Source organism: Pseudomonas sp. ASL7 (assembly GCF_056680375.1).
On record NZ_CM155279.1, the window covers coordinates 5,251,879 to 5,274,871 of the forward strand.

Consider the following 22,993-nt stretch of genomic DNA (forward strand, 5'->3'; position numbering starts at 1 on the left):
CCAGCCTGCTGGCGATAGCGATCAACAAAACAACAAGTGTCCCTCTGAGATAACACCCTTGAGCATTCAACCCAGCACTTACTCACCCGACATCGCGGTGCCGACCGACAAACGTGTCTTCGGCGGCCGCGATCTGTTTTCCCTATGGTTCTCCCTCGGCATAGGCCTGATGGTCCTGCAGACCGGCGCATTGCTCGCGCCAGGTCTGGGCCTGTCTGGTTCGCTGCTGGCGATTTTTCTTGGCACTCTGGTCGGCGTTCTGCTGCTGGCCGCCGTTGGCGTGATCGGCAGCGACACCGGCCTGTCGTCGATGGCCGCGCTCAAGCTCAGCCTCGGCAAACGTGGCGCGAGCCTGCCGGCCATGCTGAACCTGCTGCAACTGATCGGTTGGGGCTCGTTCGAAATCATCGTTATGCGCGACGCCGCCAGCCTGTTGGGCGCCCGAGCGTTCAGCGAAGGCAGCTGGCTGTCCAATCCGCTGCTCTGGACCTTGTTCTTCGGCGCATTGGCCACCTTGCTCGCCGTCAGTGGACCGTTGAACTTCGTGCGGAAAATTCTGCGCAAATGGGGCATCTGGCTGCTGTTGGCCGCGTGCATCTGGCTGACCTGGAACCTGTTTGCCAAAGCCGACTTGAGCGCATTGTGGGCGAAGTCCGGTGACGGCTCGATGCCGTTCGCCGTGGGCTTCGACATTGCCATTGCAATGCCGCTGTCGTGGTTACCGCTGATTGCCGACTACTCGCGTTTCGGCAAGCGTGCGAAAAACGTATTCGGCGGCACGGCGCTGGGTTTCTTTATCGGTAACTTCTGGCTGATGAGCCTCGGCGTGGCTTACACCCTGGCGTTCGCGCCGAGCGGTGAAGTGAATGCCTTGCTGTTGGCATTGGCCGGTGCCGGCCTGGGGATTCCGCTATTGCTGATCCTGCTGGATGAGTCCGAAAAAGCTTTCGCTGACATTCACTCGGCGGCCGTTTCCAGCGGGATTCTGTTGCGCTTGAAAGTCGAGCATCTGGCATTGGCCATCGGTGTAATCTGCATCCTGATCGCCTGTCTGGCACCATTAGTCCAGTACCAGAACTTCCTGCTGTTGATCGGTTCGGTATTTGCGCCGCTGTTCGGCGTGGTGCTGGTGGATCACTTCATCCTGCGTAAACGTTCCGCACAGGTAGCGTCAGCCGCGTTGCGCTGGCCGGCGCTGCTCGCCTGGTTGGGCGGGGTCAGCACTTATCACCTGTTGGCCAATCTCTATCCGGACATCGGCGCAACCCTGCCGTCGTTGATTCTGGCAGGGCTGTTGCAACTGGTGCTGGGTCGGGTATTCAGCTACGGCCGGGAAACAGCTCAGGCTTGAGAATGCCGTTCAGGCGAGGGTAGGGGATCTTCAGTTCGATGTGGCCCAGCGCGTAAGGCGCGATGGTGCTCACTTCGTACTTGAGGATCACGCCGCCATAGGTCAGCCCCACATTCTGGGTTTTCTGGAACGGCCAGCGCTTGACGAACTCCGCTTCCTGATCGAGCTTGGTACTGATCAGCCAGCTGTTGTGCGCCACCCGCACCGCTTTCCAGAATGCTTCTTCTTGCCCCGGCAGCAACATATCCGACAGCGTCAGCACCTTATGCTGCTGGCGCGAATAGGTGATGAGGCTGCGGCCCGGGTTGCCTTGCTCCTCCCCGGTGTCCAGGTAGCTGGACAATTCGAGGATCACCAATCCGTCATGCTGCTCACGTACCTTGGCTTGCAGGTAGCTGCTGTAGTGCGGGGGGGCAGTGCGCAAAAACTCTTCGCGATAAGCCGCCAGCGTCGGTGCCACCGGGGCGTCGGGCGAGGTGCGGGTCAATAGCAGCAGGCGTTTTTCGACAATGCCGTCAAGTTGCGGTTCGGCGGGAAAATGCAGCGTATCGATGTTCACCAGCGGGCAATCCGGTGTTTTGCAGCCTGGTTTCAGCTGTTCGGAAGCGTCGCGGGTAGTGTCCAGCGGCGTCCGGTAGTTGGGCTGGAACAGGCTCTGGCACGCGCCCAGAGTCAGGGCGATTGCGGCCACGGAGGCGATTTTAAAAAGCGACATGGGCGTCCTTGATAAAACAGGGGAAGGCAAAAAGTTATCCGCTTCGACTCTCAACGAAGCAGTCAGTTCGCCACTAAGCTAATTAGAGTTGGTTTCGTCCTCACCGTCTATCCCGCTGACGGGAAAGGGGCTGCATCAAACGCCGCGAGCGCGTTAGGATGGCGCGAAGTCGAGGCTGGAGCCTCGGTGTAGATACGAGGATTGTCATGACTGATTTTGCCAACGCCATTCCGACCGCCGTTGATATCGTGCGGCGCGAAAAGTGCTACGAGGGCTTTTACAAACTCGACCGCGTGCACTTGCGCCATGAGTTATTTGCCGGTGGCATGAGTCGCGAAATCAATCGTGAAGTGTTCGTTCGCCACGATGCGGTATGCGTACTGCCCTACGATCCGCAGCGTGACGAAGTGGTGATGATCGAGCAGTTTCGCGTTGGCGTCCTGGGCAAGACCGACAACCCATGGTTGATTGAACTGGTCGCTGGTCTGATCGACAAGGAGGAAGTACCGGAAGAAGTTGCTCACCGCGAAGGGCAGGAGGAAGCTGGGCTTGTATTCGGGGCGCTCTGGCCGATGATCAAATATTTTCCATCGCCGGGCGGCAGTAATGAATTCGTGCATTTGTACCTGGGGCGTTGCGAGACAACCGGGGTCGGCGGCCTGCATGGGCTGGAGGAAGAAGCAGAAGATATTCGCGTCACAGTCTGGGCCTTCGAAGATGCCCTGCAAGCTGTACGCGATGGGCGTATTGCCAACGCGGCAAGCATCATTGCCCTGCAATGGTTAGCTTTGAACCGCGCTGAAGTGAGGGGGTTATGGTCGTAAACAAACTGCGCGATCGCTATCGGGTGGACCTCGTGGGGCTTCAAGCGTCCTGTGAGGCGAACTACGCGCGCCTCATGCGACTGCTCCCGGACATGCGCAACGAGCCGGCGGCGCGGCGTATAGCCGTGACCCATGGCGACCAGATGCTGGGTGTGCTGGCCCTCGAAGTGTTGCAGGTATGTCCGTACACCACGACGCTGCAAGTGCGCCAGGAGCACAGCCTGCCGTGGCTGCCGGTGCCGCAACTGGAAGTGCAGGTCTATCACGACGCCTGCATGGCCGAAGTCGTCAGCGCCGAACATGCGCGACGCTTTCGCGGCATCTATCCTTACCCGAACGCCTCGATGCATCAGCCGGACGAAAAGGCCCAGCTCAATATGTTTCTGGGCGAATGGCTGAGCCATTGCCTGGCGTTGGGGCATGAATACGAAGTCGTACGTTAAATCAGGGCACTAGTTGTGAACTGCGTCAGGTTCGCAGGTTTCCCCTTTTGATCGTCCCCCAGCATAATTGCGGCACTTGTCCAAACCCGTGAACATGCCTTGGGAGAACGCCTTGCCGAGCCTATCGACATTGACCACCGCCGATTCGGCGTTGCTGGTGCAACTCTCCGACAGCCACCTGTTTGCCGAAGCGGACGGCACGTTGCTGGGCATGAACACGCGCGACAGCCTGCAAAAGGTTATCGAACTGGTGCGCCTTCAGCAGCCGCAGATTGACCTGATCATTGCCAGCGGTGATTTGTCGCAGGACGGGACGTTGGAGTCGTATCAGCTGTTTCGTGATCTGACCCGCTCGCTCGACGCGCCCGCGCGCTGGATTCCCGGCAATCACGATGAGCCGCAAATCATGGCTGAAGCCGCGGTGCAAAGCGCACTGCTGGAGCCGGTGGTGGATATCGGCAATTGGCGGGTGACGTTGCTCGATTCGGCGGTGCCGGGGTCGGTGCCAGGGTATTTGCAGGACGAGCAATTGCAATTGCTGGCCCGTGCGCTGAGCGAGGCGCCGGAGCGACACCATCTGGTGTGCTTTCACCATCATCCGATGCCGATTGGCTGTGCGTGGATGGAGCCCATTGGGTTGCGCAATCCTGAGGCCCTGTTTGCGCTGCTGGATCGGTTTCCGCAGGTGCGTGCGGTGCTTTGGGGGCATGTGCATCAAGAGATCGATGAATTACGTAACGGCGTGCGTATGATTGCTTCGCCCTCGACGTGCATTCAATTCGCGCCGGGCAGCGATGATTTCAAGGTCAGCGACCAGGCGCCGGGGTATCGCTGGTTGCGGCTCTTGCCGGATGGCCGGCTCGACACCGGCGTGGAACGCGTCACCGGGTTCGACTTCCAGGTTGATTACGGCTCCAACGGTTACTGACACAACCCCCTGTAGGAGCGAGCTTGCTCGCGATGGTCGACAACGATAACGCTGTAAACCTGTTGCCTGCGGCGCCCTTTCGTTTATCGCGAGCAAGCTCGCTCCTACAGGGGGGAATGCATCCATTTCCCCCGACACCCTGTAAACTGCGCCTCTTTACCCGACGCCCAGGGAGTTCAAATGTCCGGATCGATCCTTTATATCCACGGTTTCAACAGCGCGCCTTCGTCGAAAAAGGCCACTCAGTTGAGCGAAGTGATGGAGCGTCTGGGCTTGAGCGATCAATTGCGCGTTCCGGCCTTGCATCATCATCCCCGTGAGGCCATCGGTCAGTTGGAACAGGCGATTTCGGCGCTGGGGCGACCGTTGCTGGTCGGCAGCTCCCTCGGCGGATACTATGCGACTCACCTGGCCGAGCGCCTTGGCTTGAAAGCCTTGTTGATCAACCCTGCCGTCAGTCCACACCGGATGTTTGACGGGTTTCTGGGAACGCAGAAAAACCTGTATACCGATGAAGCCTGGGAATTGACCCACGACCATGTGACGGCCCTGGCCGAGCTGGAAGTGCCGGCGCCCCGGGATCCGCAGCGGTATCAGGTGTGGTTGCAGACCGGCGACGAAACGCTGGACTATCGCCTCGCCCAGCAGTATTACCGGGCCTGTGCCTTGCGCATCCAGGCCGGTGGCGACCATGGTTTTCAGGGTTTTGCCGCGCAACTTCCGGCAATGCTGAGTTTTGCCGGCATCGGCGCAGATGTGTATCAGGCGATCGATTTCACTGCACTGTGATTCCTTGCCTCTATTTTCAATGAATACTTTTTTTCACAGAAGACGGACGACGAGACCCCATGGCCACTCCCAGCGCTAGCTCTTATAACGCCGACGCCATCGAAGTCCTCTCGGGCCTCGACCCGGTGCGCAAACGCCCTGGCATGTACACCGACACCAGTCGGCCGAACCACCTCGCCCAGGAAGTCATCGATAACAGCGTCGACGAAGCCTTGGCCGGGCACGCGACGTCGGTGCAGGTCATCCTGCACGCGGATCACTCCCTGGAAGTCAGCGATGACGGCCGAGGCATGCCGGTGGACATTCACCCGGAAGAGGGTGTGTCCGGCGTCGAGCTTATCCTCACCAAGCTCCATGCGGGCGGCAAGTTTTCCAACAAGAACTACCAGTTCTCCGGCGGTCTGCACGGGGTGGGTATCTCGGTGGTCAACGCCTTGTCGACCGAAGTCCGGGTGCGCGTGAAGCGTGACGGCAACGAATACCAGATGACCTTCGCCGATGGTTACAAGAAAACCGACCTGGAAGTGATCGGTACCGTCGGCAAGCGCAACACCGGCACCAGTGTGTTCTTCGCCCCGGACCCGAAGTACTTCGATTCCCCGAAATTCTCCATCAGCCGCCTCAAGCATGTGCTCAAGGCCAAGGCCGTTCTGTGCCCGGGGCTACTGGTCAGTTTTGAAGACAAGGCCACCGGCGAGAAAGTCGAATGGCATTACGAAGACGGCCTGCGCTCCTATCTGGTCGACGCGGTCAGCGAATTCGAACGCCTGCCGGACGAGCCGTTCTGCGGCAGCCTCGCCGGTAATAAAGAAGCGGTCGACTGGGCGTTGTTGTGGTTGCCGGAAGGTGGCGACAGCGTACAGGAAAGCTACGTCAACCTGATCCCGACGGCGCAGGGCGGTACTCACGTCAACGGTTTGCGTCAGGGGTTGCTCGACGCAATGCGCGAGTTCTGTGAATTCCGCAGCCTGCTGCCCCGTGGCGTGAAGCTGGCGCCGGAAGACGTCTGGGAACGCATCGCCTTCGTGCTGTCGATGAAGATGCAGGAGCCGCAATTCTCCGGCCAGACCAAGGAACGCTTGTCGTCCCGTGAAGCCGCCGCGTTCGTGTCCGGTGTGGTCAAGGACGCCTTCAGCCTGTGGCTCAATGCCAACCCGGAAACCGGCATGCTGCTGGCGGAACTGGCGATCAACAACGCCGGCCGTCGCCTGAAAGCCAGCAAAAAGGTCGAGCGCAAGCGCATCACTGCAGGTCCGGCACTGCCGGGCAAACTCGCCGACTGCGCCGGGCAGGACCCGATGCGTTCCGAGCTGTTCCTGGTGGAAGGTGATTCCGCCGGTGGTTCAGCCAAGCAGGCGCGGGATAAAGAATTTCAGGCGATCCTGCCGTTGCGCGGCAAGATTCTGAACACTTGGGAAGTCGACGGCAGCGAAGTGCTGGCCAGTCAGGAAGTGCACAACATCGCCGTGGCCATCGGCGTCGATCCAGGCTCGGCAGACATCGCCCAGCTGCGTTACGGAAAAATCTGCATCCTCGCCGACGCCGACTCCGACGGTCTGCACATCGCCACGCTGCTGTGCGCGCTGTTCGTCCAGCATTTCCGCCCGTTGGTGGATGCCGGTCACGTCTACGTCGCGATGCCGCCGCTGTACCGCATCGACCTGGGCAAAGAGATTTACTACGCGCTGGACGAAGCCGAGCGTGATGGCATTCTCGATCGCCTGGTGGCCGAGAAGAAGCGCGGCAAGCCGCAAGTCACCCGATTTAAAGGTCTGGGTGAGATGAACCCGCCACAGCTGCGAGAAACCACCATGGACCCGAACACTCGGCGCCTGGTGCAGCTGACGCTGGACGATTTTGAAGCGACGTCGGAAATGATGGACATGCTACTGGCGAAGAAACGCGCCGGTGATCGCAAGTCCTGGCTGGAATCCAAAGGCAACCTGGCCGAGGTTCTTGGCTAATGCGGGTGGGCTTTGCCTTGGCGTGTGCGTTACTCCTGACCTCGGTTTCGGCGTTTGCCGAACCGGCACCGGAGTTGCGCCTGCTGTCCGAGCATGCCGTCGACGGTATGCGCGGCGGCAACCTGTCGGGGCTGGCGCAGTGCGGCAAGGATCTGTGGACTGTCTCTGATCGCGACGATGATCAAATCTACCGACTCGATATCAGCGAGAACACCTGGCAGGCCGAAACCGTGCACATTCGTGTGCCTCCTGTACCGGACAGCGGTTTGCCCTGGGGTTTGCGTTCGCGGACCTGGGCGGCGTCTTTCGTGCGGGGCGGGGACCTGGATTTCGAAGGCATCACCTGTGACAGCGCCGGCAATCGCTACATTGTCAGCGAGGCCCATGCTGCGGTGTTGCAAGTGCCGCTGGTGGGCCCGGCGTCGTGGCTGAAAATCTCGCCGATACTGGTACGCGAAGCGCGGGCCAGCGGCATGCTGTTGCATTTCAATGCATTGTTCGAAGGCCTGGCAATCAATCCGGCTGGTGACCAGCTGTGGCTGGCGGCCGAACGTGAGCGCCGGGGTTTATTGCTGATCAAACGTAAGCAAGTCGTCTGGGACTGCAACGGCGGCTGTGTACTGCTGAGCGAGGCGGGGATGGAAATGCAACCCGCGCAATTCCCCAAGGCCAAAGCGGTTTCCCGGGATTTTTCCGATCTTTCCTTGTTCAACGGCAAGCTGTTCACCCTTGAGCGCAATGCGTTCCAAATCTGTCGCCGTGACGCGGTGACGGCCAAGGTCGAGCGTTGCTGGTCGTTTGCGACGCAAGCGCTACAGAAAAACCGGCGTTATTCACAGCCTTATGGATTGGCAGAAGCGTTGGTCGTGGACGCCGACGGCGCCTGGATCGGCATCGATAACAACGACGAGGCCCGCGCCGATGGTGAGGTCCGTCCGATTGTCTGGCGCTTCGCCGCGCCTGAAGGTGGCTGGAGCGCCAAGCCGTGAGCCAACAGACGCCGGGCAAGCGCGCCGGCCGGGTGTTCATGGTGTTGGCCTGGTGTGCCGCGCTGTTTCTGGCAACGCGGTTTTTCGGCGAGTGGGAAGCGCGTCAGCACAATCCCAACGTTGTCGTCAGCTCGGAGCATGGCGAAGGTTTTATCGAAGTGAAACTGATCAGCAACAATCAGGGACACTTCGTCGCCAGTGGCCAGATCAACGGCCAACCGGTGGATTTCATGCTGGATACCGGGGCGACCGATGTGTCGATCCCGGCCAGTCTGGCCCAAGGGCTGAAGCTGGAAGAGGGCTTTGGGGTCACCCTGAGTACCGCCAACGGTCTTAGCCAGGGTTATCGAACCCGCATCGACCGGCTGCAAGTGGGCGACATTGTGTTGCGTGATGTTCGCGCGCTGGTCGCGCCAGGCCTGGATGGCAATCAAGTGCTGCTCGGTATGAGCGCGCTGAACAAACTTGAATTTACCCAGCGCGGTGGCACCATGCTGCTGCGCCAGACAACGAACCGATGAGGCCCGCATGAGCGACTCCCTTGATCTCAGCCTGGACGGTGTAGAACGCCGGTCACTGGCTGACTTCACCGAAAATGCCTACCTCAACTACTCCATGTACGTGATCATGGACCGTGCCTTGCCGCATATCGGCGACGGCCTGAAACCGGTACAGCGGCGCATCATCTACGCGATGAGCGAGTTGGGGCTGGACGCCGATTCCAAGCACAAGAAGTCGGCGCGTACCGTCGGCGACGTGCTCGGTAAGTTCCACCCGCACGGCGACTCGGCCTGCTATGAAGCCATGGTCCTGATGGCCCAGCCGTTCAGTTACCGCTACACGCTGGTCGATGGCCAGGGTAACTGGGGTGCGCCGGATGATCCCAAGTCCTTCGCCGCCATGCGTTACACCGAGGCGCGCCTGTCGCGTTATTCCGAAGTGCTGCTCAGCGAACTGGGCCAGGGCACTGCGGACTGGGGGCCGAACTTCGACGGCACGCTCGACGAGCCACTGGTGTTGCCGGCACGTTTGCCGAACATCTTGCTCAACGGCACCACCGGCATTGCCGTGGGCATGGCCACCGACGTGCCTCCGCACAATCTGCGTGAAGTGGCGACCGCCTGCGTGCGTTTGCTCGATGAGCCAAAAGCCACGGTCGAACAGCTCTGCGAACATATTCAGGGCCCGGACTATCCGACCGAAGCGGAAATCATCACCCCACGCGCCGACCTGTTGAAAATCTACGAAACCGGTCGTGGTTCGGTGCGCATGCGCGCCGTGTACCACATCGAAGACGGCGACATCATCGTCACCGCGCTGCCGCATCAGGTTTCGGGTGCCAAGGTGCTGGAACAGATCGCGGCCATGATGCAGGCCAAGCCGTCGAAAGCCCCACAGATCGCTGACTTGCGTGACGAATCCGACCACGAAAACCCGTGCCGGATCGTGATCATTCCAGGCGTCCGGAAAAACTTTGACCACGATGCGCTGATGCAGCACCTGTTCGCCAGCACCGAGCTGGAGTCGAGCTACCGGGTCAACATCAACATCATCGGTCTTGATGGCAAACCGCAGTTGAAGAACCTGCGGGCATTGCTGGTCGAGTGGCTGGAGTTCCGGGTCCGGACCGTGCGCCGCCGCCTGCAATTCCGCCTCGACAAAGTTGAGCGTCGCCTGCACCTGTTGGATGGTTTGTTGATCGCGTACCTCAACCTGGATGAAGTGATTCACATCATCCGTACCGAGGAACACCCCAAAGCCGCGTTGATCGAGCGCTTCGCCCTGAGCGAAATCCAGGCCGACTACATTCTCGACACCCGTTTGCGTCAGTTGGCGCGACTGGAAGAAATGAAGCTGCGTGCCGAGCAGGATGAACTGCTCAAGGAACAGGCCAAGCTGCAAGCGTTGCTGGGCAGCGAAGCCAAGCTGAAAAAACTGGTCCGCACCGAACTGATCAAAGACGCAGAAACCTACGGCGACGACCGACGTTCGCCAATCGTCGAACGTGCCGAAGCCAAGGCGCTGACCGAACACGATCTGCTGCCAAACGAGAAAGTGAGCGTAGTGCTGTCGGAAAAAGGCTGGGTTCGTTCCGCCAAGGGCCACGAGATCGATGCTACCGGGCTTTCCTACAAGGCCGGGGACGGTTTCAAGGCCCTGGCCGCTGGGCGCTCCAACCAGTTCGCGGTGTTCATCGACTCCACCGGTCGCAGCTACTCTGTCGCCGCACACACCCTGCCATCGGCTCGTGGCCAGGGCGAACCGCTGACCGGTCGTCTGACACCACCGCCAGGGGCAACATTCGAATGCGTGTTGATGCCCGAAGATGATTCGTTGTACGTGATCGCGTCCGATGCCGGTTATGGTTTCGTGGTCAAGGGTGAAGACTTCCAGGCCAAGAACAAGGCGGGTAAAGCCCTGCTGAGCCTGCCGAACAACTCGAAGGTGATTCTTCCGCGTCCGGTGGCCGATCGCGAGAACAACTGGTTGGCGTCGGTGACGACCGAAGGTCGCCTGCTGATCTTCAAAATCAGCGACCTGCCACAATTAGGTAAGGGCAAAGGCAACAAGATCATCGGGATTTCCGGTGAGCGTGTGGCCAATCGTGAAGAATATGTGACGGACATCGCGGTACTGCCGGATGGCGCTACATTGGTGCTGCAGGCTGGAAAACGTACCTTGTCGCTGAAAGCGGACGACCTCGAGCACTACAAAGGTGAGCGTGGACGTCGTGGGAACAAATTGCCACGTGGCTTCCAGAGAGTGGATGCGCTGCTCGTCGAAAACCTCAATTAAGCGTCCTAGAGCGCTCGATCTACGATTTAACGAGTAGATCGACGCTTTGGCGCTGGAGTCGGAACGCATATTCACGGATGATATGGCCTTTCAAGCGCCGGCGTGGCCGAGCGTTCTTCATATTTATTGAGTATTTTCACTGTGGTTAGCCTTGTGGCAACCACCTGGATGGGACGATGACTGCTCTGCGCCTTCCTTTTATTTTGATGCTCGCTGGCGTTCTTGGCCTGGCGGGTTGCAGCGTTCACCAACCGGTGTCGCTGTATCAGCTGGACAGTGGTAATCCGGTTCAACCTGCGCAAAGCGCTGGCATGGCGGTATTGTTAGGCCCGGTAACGGTCGCTGATTACCTGCAACGCGAAACGCTGTTGCAGCGTCAGCCTGATGGCAGTCTGCAAGCCTCGACCGACGGTCGTTGGGCGGGCAGCCTGTCGTCCGATATCGATCAGCTGTTGTTGCGTCAGGTATCCGGTCATCTGGACAGCCAGCGTGTTGTCCTGGCGCCTGCGACAACCGGCTTCACGCCGGATGTTCAAGTGTTGCTGACGATTACCCGTCTTGATTCGGGTGAATCGCAACCGGCAATTCTTGATGCACAATGGCGTCTGATTGACCGTCGTGGCCAGGTTCGCGATAACCGTATCGTTCATTTACAGGAACAACACGCCAGCGGTACGGCGGCTCAGGTTCAGGCTCAGGGCGTATTGCTGCAGCGTCTGGCGGAGCAGTTGTCGGTGGCGCTCAAGCCGCTGGCCAATCAGCCGCCAATCGCTGAGGTACCGCGTAAGCCAGCTACCAAGCCTGCGGCACCCGCGGCAGAACAGGATAAGCAACCGAAGATCCCGATGGCTGCACCGATCCGCACAGATATGGAAGTGTTCAGGTTCTAAGCCTGGATTGAGTCAACACAAAGCCCGCATTGATGCGGGCTTTGTTGTTTCTGTGGGCTTGATTCACCGGTGCCGCTGTCGGCCTCATCGCGAGCAAGCTCGCTCCCACAGTGGATTTGTGGGCGTCCAAGATCCCCTGTGGGAGCGAGCTTGCTCGCGATGAGGCTGGAGGTGGTAACAAAAAGCCCGCAGACGATCACTCGTCGGCGGGCTTCTTTACAGCAGGGCCGAGGCCTACGCCCGGCGTTCGTGCATACGCGCCAATTGCCGCTCCAGCATCGACGGGTAAGGCTCCATCAACCGCTCTACGCAGCAAGCACCCTCAGGGCTGGCAATCGGACGAATCCGTGCGCGCTGGCGAATCAGCGCATCGTCACTGATCTTGCGCTCCACCAGCAGCAGGTTGCGGCTGTGTTGCGACAGCGCCAGTGCATCCTGAGCGGTTTCTGTCAGCAACAGATCAATCTGGCTCAGACCGAACAACCCATCGCCCAAGGTCAGGCCCAGCTGCAATTGCAGGGTGATGCCGCTGTCAGCGACTTCGATCTGCAACTGATGACCCAGCGCACGCAACAACTCGCCGCAGCAGATAGCATTGGTCAGGTAGTCATCGCCGCTGTCTTCTGTGTGGAACAGCATCAGCGTGCTGCCGTCGTTCAAGGTGTGCAGCTCGCTCTGGTAGAGCGAGGCGGCCTGATCGAGGCAATCACGATAGCGTTTGAGCAGTTCTTCCAGGCGTGTGCGGGGCAGGCGACGGAGCTGATCCTGCGCGCCCAGTTGCACAGCCAGTACCGCGCTGTGCTGGGGCACATTGGATGCCAGCGGTTTTGCAGCCGGTTTCGGTGCGTTGTTGACCGACTCGTCGCGCAGGTCGGAGAACGGGTCTTCGTCGTCATCTTCGTCTTCGACGGTGCTGACAATGTGCCGTGGCGCAGGCTTCATGGCTGCCACCGGTCGGGTTTCGTCGAAACGCGGGTCCCGCAGGTTACGCACTTCGAAGGCTGGTTCGGCATCGTCGATGTCGTCGTAATCGCTGTCGTCGAACTCGGGTTCCGGAACCGGTTCCGGTTCGGCTGGCTCCGGCGCGAAATTAGCGTGTAGCTGGCGAGCCAGGTCACCAATCTCATCCTGACGCTCGGTGGCCGGGGTATATTCGTCGATATTGCGCAGCCACACCCGCAGTTGCAGCAGCGGCGTGGAGATATGCCGACCCAGGCGCAGGCTCAAGGCCAGGGACAGGGCCAACAGAATCGCACTCAAAATGCCCATGCTTTGCAGGCTGATGGTCATCGGCTGCTGGAACTGATCCATGTCCAGGCTGATGCGCAGCTGCCCGGCCGTCACGTCCTGGAACGTGATCTTGCTCTGGTACATGCCCTCGGCTTCGCCCAGCAGGCTGTGCTTGGGGCGCTGACCAGCTTCGGCGAGGATGCGGTTATCCACGCTATAGATAGCAGCGTGAGCCACCAGCTTGTTTTTGGTCAGGTTATTGAGCAGCACGTTGAGGCTGAGGATGTCATTGGACACCAACAGCTCCGTGGCGGACATGGCGGTCTGCGTGGTCAGGCTTTCACCCAGTGCATCTGCCTGCTCGTGCATGGCCTGCTTGAACTGCAAACCCATCACACAGGCGTAGATCACCAGGGCCAGAGCGACCAGGATCACGTTATGGCTGGCGATGCGCAATGCAATCGGTACACGGCGATGGCGCAGTGCCCGGAAGATCAGCAGAAAGAAGTTATCGGTTTTTACTGGCGTGGGCCGGTTCACTGAGCTCGGCTCTTTTGTCCGTGAAGTTGACGCGCAGTATAGCGACAGGCCCTAGACCGGCAAAGCGCTGACGGTGCCCGATGGTCACTGAAAGTGGGTAGAATGCGGTTTTTTTCCACCTGCGGGGGTGCGCCTTGCGCGAAATCGTCCTGATAAACATCACGGGAGTCGACCGTCCGGGTCTGACTGCGGCCATCACCGGCGTTCTGGCCCAGGGTGGTGTGAACATTCTCGACATCGGTCAGGCGGTGATCCACGACACCCTGTCGTTCGGCATCCTGGTTGAAATCCCTGACACTGAGCAAGGCAAGTCGGTGCTCAAGGACATCCTGTTCACGGCTTACAAGCTTGATCAACAGGTGCGTTTCACGCCGGTATCCGAAGAGGATTACCAGCAGTGGGTCGGCAATCAGGGTAAAAAACGCCATATCGTCACGCTGTTGACCCGCAAAGTGACCGCCGGGCAATTGCAGGCCGTGAGTTCGATCACCGCTAAATATGGCCTGAATATTGACCACATCGATCGCTTGTCCGGGCGCATGCCGCTGGACACTCCGGCCGATCAGGGCAAGGGTTGCATCGAGTTTTCAGTGCGTGGCGAAGCGGCTGATCCGCAGGCGTTGCGGGCCGAGTTCCTCAGCGTTGCTCAGGAATTGAATGTCGACATCGCTTTCCAGGAAGATTCGCTGTTCCGTCGTAACCGCCGCCTGGCGGTGTTCGACATGGACTCGACGCTGATCGAAGCCGAAGTCATCGACGAACTGGCCAAGGCGGCGGGCGTGGGCGATCAGGTTTCTGAAATTACCGAGCGGGCGATGGCCGGTGAACTGGACTTTCGCGCGAGCTTCAAGGAGCGTCTGGCCTTGCTTAAAGGGCTGGACGTCAGCGTGCTGGACTCGATCGGTGCTTCGTTGCGTTTGACCGAAGGGGCCGAAACACTGTTCGCCGAACTCAAGCGCCTGGGCTACAAGACCGCGATTCTTTCCGGCGGCTTCACCTACTTCGCCAAGCAATTGCAGGCCAAGCTCGGCATCGACTACGTGTTCGCCAACGAACTGGAAGTGGTAGATGGCAAGGTCACCGGCGTAGCGGTCGAGCCGATTGTCGATGCGCAGCGCAAGGCCGATCTGCTGCGTGAGCTGGCCCATAAGGAAGGTTTACGCCTGGAGCAGACCATCGCTGTCGGCGACGGAGCCAATGATCTGCCAATGCTGGCAATTGCCGGGTTGGGCGTGGCGTTCAGGGCCAAGCCGCTGGTGAAGCAGTCGGCGAAGCAGGCGATTTCCACCCTTGGGCTGGATGGCGTGCTGTATCTGCTGGGCTTCCGGGATCGCGACGGGCAGCTCTGAGTCTTGTATTGACTGAAAGGGCCCCTTCGCGAGCAAGCTCGCTCTCACACTGGATCTGCGCCAAATAGAGATCAACTGTGGGAGCGAGCTTGCTCGCGATGAACCTGAAAACGCCGCGGAGGTGTCAGGCTTTCCGCGTTATCGTTGACGAACATCGCGAGCGAGCTCGCTCCTACAGGGGTATCAGGCTTTCGGGAGGCCCATGCCCTGGCCCATCTGCACCGGCGAACCCGCCGCCAGTTCTTCAGCCCACTTCACTTGATCCGGCCCGAACAGCACGACAGCGGTCGAACCCAACTTGAAGCGACCCAGTTCTGCACCTTTTTCCAGATGAATCGGCGCACGGGCAGCTTCGTCGTAACGGAAGGTTTTCAGCTCGCGTTTAGGTGGTGTGACCAACCCGGCCCAGACGGTTTCGATCGACGCCACGATCATTGCGCCGACCAGCACAACAGCCATCGGCCCGCGCTCGGTGTCGAAAATGCACGCCACACGCTCATTGCGGGCGAACAGCTCCGGGACGTTTTCAGCCGTGGTCTGGTTGACCGAGAAAATCCGGCCCGGAATGTAGACCATTTCGCGCAGGGTGCCGGCCAGTGGCATGTGCACGCGGTGGTAGTCCTTGGGCGACAGGTAAATAGTCGCGAAGTCACCGCCCATGAATGGTGCTGCGTTGGCCGCGTCGCCGCCCAGCAATTCCAGCACGCTGAAGCTGTGGCCTTTGGCCTGGAACACACGACCGTGTTCGATCGGGCCGAGTTGACTGACGGCGCCGTCGGCCGGGCTGAGGATCGCGCCCGGGGTTTGGTCCAGCGGACGTGCGCCATCTTTCAGCGCGCGAGTGAAGAACGCGTTGAAGTGTTCGTAAGCGGTCAGGTCTTCGACCAGCGCCTGGGACATGTCCACCTGATACCGCTTGGCGAACCAGGCAGTGAAGGCGTTCTTGAACCAGCGCACGCGGCATTCGGCGATGCAGCCGGCCAGTCGCGAGAGCAAGTGATGGGGCAGCAGGTATTGGCTGAGGATAAACAAACGCTTATTCATTAACAGTCCTTAAAAACCTTAAATCTCTACGGGGGTGTCGGGGTGATTGCCCCATTCGCCCCAGGAGCCGGCGTAGCCTTTGACCCGCGGATAACCGAGGGACTTGGCCACCAGGTAGGTGAAGCCAGAGCGATGGTGAGTCTGGCAGTGGGTAATCACTTCTTTGTCTTTGCTGATCCCGAGTTGTTCGAGGATCTGCGGCATGTCCGTGCGGATGCGCAGGTTGCGTGCTTTATCCATGCCGGCCGTCCATTCGAAATTGACTGCGCCAGGAATGTGTCCAGCCTTGGCCGCCAGGACTTTCTCGCCAGCGTATTCCAGCGGCCCGCGCGCATCCCAGATCGCCAGGTCGGCCGCACCGAGACGGCTTTGCAGGTACTCGCGGGTGGCGATGGGTTCGTCGTGCAAGGTCAGGGCGACCGGGCCGCCGACTGCTGCCGGGATCTGGATCGACATAGGCAAGCCTTCTGCCAGCCAGGCTGTCAGGCCACCGTCAACGTAGTGGTACTTGGTGTGGCCGATCACATCCAGCAACCAGATGAATCGCCCGGCCCAACCGCCGCCCTCGTCGTCATAGACCACGTAGACCGCATCGGGGTTGTGACCCAGTTCGCCGAACAATGTTTCAAGCGCGGCGTGGGTTGGCAGCAGGCCTGGCGCAGGCGCCTGACCCAGCTGTGTGCGTTTAGGGTCGACAAAACGTGCGCCGGGGATATGCCCTTCGGCATAGCGGGCGGCGCTGGTCAGGTCTACCAGAATCAGTTCGCGGGCGTCGAGACGGGCGAGCAGATCGCTCGGTTCGATCACCAGCGCCAAGCCAGAGAAGTCAGACATGTGAGGTCTCCAAGCACAAAAGGGAGGATTGTAGCGCAGCGTCATGGGGGCCTGTTATCCGTTATTTCAGGTGCCGCAAATAACGGATAGCGGGCCCTAGCGCTGGCTGAAGTTGTGCAGTGCCTTTTCGATGCACTGTGCGGTTTTGCCGAAGGCTTGTACGGTGATTTCCGAGAACGGGCCACCACCCTGATCCGCTACAACGATCATGATCACCCGGCCATTATTGACCAGTGAGCGCAGCAGCAAGTGTTCGCCGCTGAACCGGGAGCGCAGGCTGGCCGGCAACAGGGCTGAAAACTGCGCATTATTAGCCGGTGTCAGGCGCACTTGGGCCTGCTGCGAGAGCAGGCGTTGCAGCACGGTGCTTTGGCTCACCAGGAAATTTTGCCCGGCCGCTTCTTTTGGCAGTCCGGCGGTTTGATGCACGCGCAGATTTGCGTGAGTGCGGTCGGCCATCAGGATCATCACGCGACGCATGCCGCACGCGACCAGCGCGTCCCGGGCCGAAATGGTCAAGTGCATGGCGTTGGTGAAGCGGCTCGGCTCGACCAGCAACTCGGCACATTGTTTGCGCCACTTCGCCAGGTCTTCGGTGGTGGGGGCTGGGGCCGGCAGCAAACTGGCGTGTTTACGGTTCATGCCCCACGGCCAGATCAACGATTCGGCCGGGTGCCAGAGGTCCGGCATGCCGTGATGGCGGGCGCTGTTCGTCGCCTGTTGGTGCAACTGCTGCTGCACCTCGTTCATCGGCACTTGCAGGTAAAGGCTGGTCAGGTACTGCCAGCGTTCACTGTGCGGGCTGTCCCAGGCGTGTTGGGCCGACAGCGCCAAACCGTTAGCCAGCAGCACTGTATTAGCGGGTTGATTGAGCCAGCGGCGCAGGGTCGGGTCGTCATCGAGGCGGTTCTGCTGGCGCAGCGGATGATCGCTGTCGCGAGCGATGCGCAGGACTTTCACCAGTTCGCGCTGCTCAGTGAGCAACAGCCGATAACCCTGCTGCACCCAGATCGGCAAGCGCCAGATTTCCACCAGTGCCTGACCGATTTCCAGCAGGCGAACGCCGAACAGTTGCTTCTCGACTCTGCGCGCCGACTCGCCCTTGTGAATCACCCGCAACTCCCATTCCTCAAGCAGTTGCGGGTGGGCCAGTGCCAAGGGCCAGAACGGCGAAAGAAACAGCAGGCTGCCCCAATGGATGTCCTGCCACAGTCGGGCCAGGCGATTGGCGAAAAAACCGTTGGCTTGTTGGGTGGCGTGCTGGCTGATCAGCTGAAGCTGACGCAGGGCGACGGGGATTTGCGAAGAGGGTTCGACGGGCAGCCGGGCGAGCAGCTCCTCGGTGCGTTTCAACCCCAGGCGATTGATCGCTATTTCAAGGTTTTCCGCAGGTTCGGTCATGCTGCCATGGGTGTAGCGGTTGGCTTCGCGAATCACGCTCAGGGCCAGGGCCGGGCTGTCCTGCATCAGATCGGCGATGTCGCGCAGGGAGCTGCGGCTATCGGCAATGGCCATGCAGACTCGGTCGTGGCTGTCTTGCGGAACCGGTAGGTGCACGCCATCCAGAAGCTTGACCCAGCCTTCAAGTGTGGTCGGTTTTTGAGTTGGGGTGCTTGTTTCGTTAGCCATGGCTGGACGGGATCATCAAAGGCTGTAAACACGCCCGGCGCGGGCTAGATTGGCTTTTCGCCTGAACTGGCTATAGTCTGGCGCAGTTTTGCCGATAAGGAGAAGAAGAGATTTTTTAACTTCCGAATATGACCTTGAACCCGACTCAGTAAGTGCTCCCCTACCTATGGCTAAAATTATCGGCATCATCGTCGTATTCGCGAGCGTGCTCGGCGGATACGTGCTCTCCCACGGCAAGATTGCCGCCCTGATCCAGCCCTTCGAGGTGATGATCATCGGTGGTGCGGCCCTTGGTGCATTCCTCCAGGCCAACCCTGGGCATATGGTGAAGCACGTTCTCAAGAAAGCCTTGGGGATGTTCAGCTCGCGTTTCAACCATACCTTCTACCTCGAAGTGCTCGGCCTGATTTACGAGATCCTCAACAAGAGCCGTCGCGAAGGCATGATGGCGATCGAAGGCGACATCGAAGATGCTGCCGCGAGCCCGATCTTCGCCAAGTACCCGGCGGTCCTGAAAGATGAGCGCATGACGGCGTACATCTGCGATTACCTGCGCATCATGTCCTCCGGCAACATGGCGCCCCATGAGCTCGAAGGCCTGTTCGATATGGAACTGGCGAGTCTCAAGGAAGACCTGGATCACCCCTCCCACGCGGTGAACGGCATCGCCGACGCGATGCCGGGCTTCGGTATCGTCGCGGCGGTATTGGGGATCGTCGTGACCATGGCCTCCCTGGGTGACAGCGACCAGAAAATGATCGGCGTGCACGTGGGCGCGGCGCTGGTGGGGACCTTCTTCGGTATTCTCGCCGCTTACGGTTTCTTCGGCCCCCTGGCGCACGCCCTGGCCCATGATGCCAAGGAAGAATTGAACACTTACGAGGCGATCAAGGCTTCGCTGGTCGCTTCGGCTTCCGGCATGCCGCCATCGCTGGCGGTGGAATTCGGCCGCAAGGTTCTGTACCCGGCGCACCGTCCTAGCTTCGCTGAGCTGGAACAAGCGGTTCGCGGTCGCTAAGTCATGGAAAATAACCAGCCGATAATCATCAAGCGCGTCAAGAAATACGCGGCCGGGCATCACGGGGGGTCGTGGAAAATCGCCTTCGCCGACTTCGCGACGGCGATGATGGCGTTCTTTCTGGTGCTGTGGCTGTTGTCCACCGCGACGCCGGAACAAAAGATCGCCATCGCCGGTTACTTCAAAGACCCGGTCGGCTTCTCCGAAAGTGGCACGCCGTTCATCATCGACCTGGGCGGCACGCCCACCCTGGCGCCCGAGAAAACCCTCAACCCTGAGGTGAAATCCCAGCCACAGCCCGACAAGGTGACTGTCGACACCGATCAGGTCGAAGGCATGGCTGAACAGGTCGAGAAGGAACGCTTGGAACTGTTGCTGCAAGAACTGCAGAACAAGGTTGATCAGAGCCCTCAGTTGCAGAAGTTTAAAGACCAGATTCTGTTCGATATCACCCCGGATGGCTTGCGCATCCAGATCATGGACGCCGAAAACCGCCCGATGTTCGACTCCGGCAGCTCCCGTCTGAAACCGTATTTCGAAGACATCCTGCTGGCCATGGCCGACACCATCAAAGCGGTGCCGAACAAGATCAGCATCAGCGGCCACACCGATGCCAAGCCGTACGCGGGCACCGGCGATTTCGGTAACTGGGAACTGTCGGCCAACCGTGCCAACGCGGCCCGCCGTGCGCTGGTTGCCGGCAGCTACCCGGAATCGCAAGTGGCGCGAGTCGTCGGTTATGCCTCGTCGGCGTTGTTCGATCGCGAAAACCCGCTCAATCCGATTAATCGCCGTATCGATATCGTGGTGCTGACCAGGAAAGCCCAGCGTGCCATCGAAGGTTCGCAAGGTGCCGAGCCGGCGCCAGAGCCGGCGCAAGGGCAGGGTGGTCCGGGTGAAGTGCCGGCCAAACCAGTCGACCCGAATGCAGTACCTGCGGATAAAGAGCCATTGCCGGCGCATGAGCTTCGGGAACGCTTGAATCTCTTCGACAGCCCGGCACCGAAACCGGCGGAACCGCCGAAGCAGTGACCCACAAAAAAGCCGCGAGATAATCGCGGCTTTTTTGTTTCTGTTGATCATGTTCGTGGCGTCACGAACATGATCGCGGCAACTTAGTAGCTGGTTTCCGGCAGGCTGGCGATGATCGAGCGGTAGCTGTTCATCCGTTGCTGCTGCACGCGGCCATCTTCGAGGGCCTTGAGCAGTGCGCAACCGGGCTCGCGGTCGTGCTTGCAATCGCGGAAGCGACAGGTACCGATCAAGTCGTTGAACTCGATGAAACCGGCTTCGACGTCAGCACGGCTGACGTGGCCGAGGCCAAATTCGCGGATGCCCGGGGAGTCGATCAACTCACCGCCACCCGGGAAGTGGAACAACCGCGCGGTGGTGGTGGTGTGAGTGCCTTGACCGGACAGCTCGGACAACGGGCCGACACGGGCTTCGACTTCAGGCAACAGGCTGTTGACCAGCGACGACTTGCCGACACCAGACTGGCCGACGAATACGCTGATACGTCCGTCCAATTGTTGTTGAAGTTGTTCCATGCCGTTGCCGTGGTGGGCCGACACTTCGAGCACCGGGTAACCGAGCGTGCGGTAAACCGCGAGCAAGGCATTCAGTGCCGGGGCGTTCTGCTCGTCGATCAGGTCGAACTTGTTGAGCAGCAGCAACGGACGAATCCCTGCGTGCTCGGCGGCGACCAGATAGCGGTCAATCAGGTTGGCATGGGGCTCGGGCAGCGGGGCGAAGACGATGACGATCATGTCGACGTTGGCCGCCACCGGCTTGAGCTGGCCACGGCTGTCCGGGCGGCAGAGTTCGGTTTTACGCGGCAGTTGCGCCACGATCACGCCAATACCCTGGTTGCCGGCACGCCAGACCACCTGATCGCCAGTCACCAGCGCAGGCAGGTTGGCGCGCAAGTGGCAGCGGAACACCTGGCCGGCCAATTCGCCATCGAGGGCTTCGACCTCGACCTGCACACCGAAGTGCGCGATCACCAGGCCCGTCTGTTCCGGACCCAGATCGCCGCCTTCGAGTGCCTCGACAGCCGAGGACTCGCGTTTGGCGGCGCGGGCAGCGCGCTCGCCCTGAATCTTTTCGATGCGCCAGTTTTGACGACGATTGAGTTGGCGTTTGGCCATGGGTGTTCCGTATCAAGAATGCAGCGATTAGGTAAAACGGCCGCGAGTTTAGCACGCCCGGCCACCTCTCTAGGCTAAACTGCGCAGCATTGCCTAGGAGCCGACACAATGCAAAACCCGCAGAATCTGATCTGGATCGACCTGGAAATGACCGGTCTGAACCCTGATACCGACGTCATCATCGAGATGGCGACCATTGTCACCGACAGTGATCTGAACACCTTGGCCGAAGGTCCGGTCATCGCCATTCATCACAGCGACGAAATCCTCGCTGGCATGGACGAGTGGAATACCCGTCAACACGGCGGATCGGGCCTGACCCAGCGGGTTCGCGACAGTCGCATCAGCATGGCCGAAGCCGAGGCTCAAACTATCGCCTTCCTGGAACAATGGGTGCCGAAGGGCAAGTCGCCGATCTGCGGCAACAGCATCTGCCAGGACCGTCGCTTCCTTTATACCCACATGAAGTCCCTGGAAAGCTTCTTCCACTACCGCAACCTCGACGTCTCGACCCTTAAAGAGCTGGCCGCACGTTGGGCGCCGGACGTGCGTGACAGCTTCAAGAAGGGCAGCACCCACCTGGCCCTGGACGACATCCGCGAATCCATTGCCGAGCTGCAGCACTACCGCAAGCATTTCATCAAGTTCTGATTCGGGGTGTCCGCTCCGCCCCCATCGCGAGCAAGCTCGCTCCCACATGGGACTGAGTTGTCCTTGTGGGAGCGAGCTTGCTCGCGATGGGGGCCGCCCAGTCACCTTTGAAGGCTGGGTCGATTCGCTGGTGCCCTCTTTTGGTGCTGCGACTAAATGGCTAGACTGCGCGCCTTTCTGCAAGGACCGCCACCATGTTGCTGATGCTTTACCTGATCGCCATTACTGCCGAAGCCATGACGGGGGCCTTGTCTGCCGGTCGTCGCGGCATGGATTGGTTTGGTGTGGTGCTGATCGCTTGCGTCACGGCCCTGGGTGGCGGTTCGGTACGCGACGTGCTGCTTGGGCACTACCCGCTAACGTGGGTCAAACACCCGGAATACCTGGTGTTGACCTCGATTGCGGCGATGTTCACGGTCTTCACTGCTCGTTGGATGCGTCACCTGCGTTCGCTGTTTCTGGTGCTCGACGCCCTGGGCCTGGTGGCGTTTACGCTGATTGGCTGCATGACCGCCCTGGAAATGGGTCAAGGCATGCTGGTGGCGTCGGTCAGCGGCGTGATCACCGGGGTTTTCGGCGGCATTCTGCGCGACATTTTCTGTAACGACATCCCGCTGATCTTTCGCCGCGAGCTCTACGCCAGCGTCTCGTTCGCCGCCGCGTGGTGCTATATGTTCTGCATCTACCTGCAATTACCCGGCGAACAGGCGATTCTGATCACCCTGTTTGGCGGCTTCCTCCTGCGTTTGCTGGCGATTCGTTTTCACTGGGAAATGCCGAAGTTCGTCTACAACGACGAAGCCTGACGCGGTCGGTGTAGGAGCGAGCTTGCTCGCGAAGGACGTGAACGATTACGCGTTCT

Annotated in this window: 21 protein-coding genes; 15 read left to right on the forward strand and 6 right to left on the reverse strand. The window is 60.0% G+C overall.

Annotation, left to right across the window (positions count from 1 at the left end; all coding sequences use genetic code 11):
• Window positions 1-58: 58 nt before the first annotated feature.
• Window positions 59-1,351, forward strand: coding sequence for a putative hydroxymethylpyrimidine transporter CytX (cytX, locus tag AC1MDT_RS24290; protein ID WP_480419305.1), 1,293 nt, complete (start codon window positions 59-61; stop codon window positions 1,349-1,351).
• Here cytX and AC1MDT_RS24295 read toward each other — a convergent pair.
• A complete protein-coding gene (locus AC1MDT_RS24295) occupies window positions 1,320-2,066 on the reverse strand; it encodes an RsiV family protein (protein ID WP_480419306.1) in 747 nt (248 codons plus the stop codon). The two genes, cytX and AC1MDT_RS24295, sit on opposite strands and share 32 nt — an antisense overlap.
• A 206-nt stretch (window positions 2,067-2,272) precedes the next feature.
• Here AC1MDT_RS24295 and AC1MDT_RS24300 point away from each other — a divergent pair, with 206 nt between their 5' ends.
• The 9 genes from AC1MDT_RS24300 to AC1MDT_RS24340 all read left to right on the forward strand — a co-directional run bounded on the left by AC1MDT_RS24300 (window position 2,273) and on the right by AC1MDT_RS24340 (window position 11,689).
• Complete coding sequence (locus AC1MDT_RS24300) at window positions 2,273-2,890, forward strand: NUDIX domain-containing protein (protein ID WP_414908961.1); 618 nt, start codon at window positions 2,273-2,275, stop codon at window positions 2,888-2,890.
• Entirely contained in the window at window positions 2,881-3,333 is a 453-nt protein-coding gene (locus AC1MDT_RS24305; protein WP_046819863.1) for a DUF1249 domain-containing protein, read from the forward strand. The genes AC1MDT_RS24300 and AC1MDT_RS24305 overlap by 10 nt, the downstream gene beginning before the upstream one ends.
• A gap of 112 nt (window positions 3,334-3,445) precedes the next feature.
• Window positions 3,446-4,261 (forward strand): 3',5'-cyclic-AMP phosphodiesterase, encoded by an 816-nt coding sequence (gene cpdA, locus AC1MDT_RS24310; RefSeq protein WP_480419307.1) that lies wholly within the window; start codon window positions 3,446-3,448, stop codon window positions 4,259-4,261.
• A gap of 180 nt (window positions 4,262-4,441) precedes the next feature.
• Entirely contained in the window at window positions 4,442-5,050 is a 609-nt protein-coding gene (locus AC1MDT_RS24315; protein ID WP_480419308.1) for a YqiA/YcfP family alpha/beta fold hydrolase, read from the forward strand.
• Window positions 5,051-5,109: 59 nt separating this feature from the next.
• Window positions 5,110-7,014, forward strand: a complete 1,905-nt coding sequence (gene parE, locus AC1MDT_RS24320; protein ID WP_480419309.1) for a DNA topoisomerase IV subunit B — start codon at window positions 5,110-5,112, stop codon at window positions 7,012-7,014.
• The gene (locus tag AC1MDT_RS24325) at window positions 7,014-8,003 is read left to right on the forward strand and encodes an esterase-like activity of phytase family protein (RefSeq protein ID WP_480419310.1); all 990 of its coding nucleotides are present in this window, start codon (window positions 7,014-7,016) and stop codon (window positions 8,001-8,003) included. The genes parE and AC1MDT_RS24325 overlap by 1 nt, the downstream gene beginning before the upstream one ends.
• Entirely contained in the window at window positions 8,000-8,524 is a 525-nt protein-coding gene (locus AC1MDT_RS24330) for a retropepsin-like aspartic protease family protein (protein ID WP_480419311.1), read from the forward strand. The genes AC1MDT_RS24325 and AC1MDT_RS24330 overlap by 4 nt, the downstream gene beginning before the upstream one ends.
• A gap of 7 nt (window positions 8,525-8,531) precedes the next feature.
• Window positions 8,532-10,799 (forward strand): DNA topoisomerase IV subunit A, encoded by a 2,268-nt coding sequence (parC, locus tag AC1MDT_RS24335; RefSeq protein WP_480419312.1) that lies wholly within the window; start codon window positions 8,532-8,534, stop codon window positions 10,797-10,799.
• Between the two features lie 176 nt (window positions 10,800-10,975).
• Window positions 10,976-11,689 carry a PqiC family protein gene (locus tag AC1MDT_RS24340; protein WP_480419313.1) on the forward strand — a complete coding sequence of 238 codons (714 nt, stop codon included), beginning with the start codon at window positions 10,976-10,978 and terminating at the stop codon, window positions 11,687-11,689.
• 234 nt (window positions 11,690-11,923) lie between these two features.
• Here the strand turns inward: AC1MDT_RS24340 and AC1MDT_RS24345 are convergent, their stop codons facing one another.
• A complete protein-coding gene (locus AC1MDT_RS24345; RefSeq protein ID WP_480419314.1) occupies window positions 11,924-13,459 on the reverse strand; it encodes an AhpA/YtjB family protein in 1,536 nt (511 codons plus the stop codon).
• 134 nt (window positions 13,460-13,593) lie between these two features.
• Between AC1MDT_RS24345 and serB the strand changes: the two genes are divergently transcribed.
• Window positions 13,594-14,808 (forward strand): phosphoserine phosphatase SerB, encoded by a 1,215-nt coding sequence (gene serB / locus AC1MDT_RS24350; RefSeq protein ID WP_414908952.1) that lies wholly within the window; start codon window positions 13,594-13,596, stop codon window positions 14,806-14,808.
• Window positions 14,809-14,991: 183 nt separating this feature from the next.
• Here the strand turns inward: serB and asd are convergent, their stop codons facing one another.
• From asd to AC1MDT_RS24365, 3 genes are all read right to left on the reverse strand, one after another.
• Window positions 14,992-15,858 (reverse strand): archaetidylserine decarboxylase, encoded by an 867-nt coding sequence (gene asd, locus AC1MDT_RS24355; protein ID WP_480422865.1) that lies wholly within the window; start codon window positions 15,856-15,858, stop codon window positions 14,992-14,994.
• Window positions 15,859-15,870: 12 nt separating this feature from the next.
• Window positions 15,871-16,686 (reverse strand): thiosulfate sulfurtransferase, encoded by an 816-nt coding sequence (rhdA, locus tag AC1MDT_RS24360; RefSeq protein ID WP_480419315.1) that lies wholly within the window; start codon window positions 16,684-16,686, stop codon window positions 15,871-15,873.
• A 96-nt stretch (window positions 16,687-16,782) separates the two neighbouring features.
• Window positions 16,783-18,315, reverse strand: a complete 1,533-nt coding sequence (locus tag AC1MDT_RS24365; protein ID WP_480419316.1) for an HDOD domain-containing protein — start codon at window positions 18,313-18,315, stop codon at window positions 16,783-16,785.
• A 166-nt stretch (window positions 18,316-18,481) separates the two neighbouring features.
• Here AC1MDT_RS24365 and motA point away from each other — a divergent pair, with 166 nt between their 5' ends.
• On the forward strand, window positions 18,482-19,333 hold the full coding sequence (gene motA, locus AC1MDT_RS24370) for a flagellar motor stator protein MotA (RefSeq protein WP_480419317.1): 852 nt from the start codon (window positions 18,482-18,484) through the stop codon (window positions 19,331-19,333).
• Between the two features lie 3 nt (window positions 19,334-19,336).
• Window positions 19,337-20,365, forward strand: coding sequence for a flagellar motor protein MotB (motB, locus tag AC1MDT_RS24375; RefSeq protein WP_480419318.1), 1,029 nt, complete (start codon window positions 19,337-19,339; stop codon window positions 20,363-20,365).
• 83 nt (window positions 20,366-20,448) lie between these two features.
• Here the strand turns inward: motB and rsgA are convergent, their stop codons facing one another.
• The gene (rsgA, locus tag AC1MDT_RS24380) at window positions 20,449-21,480 is read right to left on the reverse strand and encodes a small ribosomal subunit biogenesis GTPase RsgA (RefSeq protein WP_480419319.1); all 1,032 of its coding nucleotides are present in this window, start codon (window positions 21,478-21,480) and stop codon (window positions 20,449-20,451) included.
• A gap of 108 nt (window positions 21,481-21,588) precedes the next feature.
• On the opposite strand from rsgA, the gene orn reads away from it, so the two are divergent.
• Both orn and AC1MDT_RS24390 read left to right on the forward strand, forming a co-directional pair.
• The gene (orn, locus tag AC1MDT_RS24385) at window positions 21,589-22,131 is read left to right on the forward strand and encodes an oligoribonuclease (protein WP_046056848.1); all 543 of its coding nucleotides are present in this window, start codon (window positions 21,589-21,591) and stop codon (window positions 22,129-22,131) included.
• Window positions 22,132-22,325: 194 nt separating this feature from the next.
• A complete protein-coding gene (locus AC1MDT_RS24390) occupies window positions 22,326-22,937 on the forward strand; it encodes a trimeric intracellular cation channel family protein (RefSeq protein WP_414908943.1) in 612 nt (203 codons plus the stop codon).
• The last annotated feature ends 56 nt before the right edge of the window (window positions 22,938-22,993 follow it).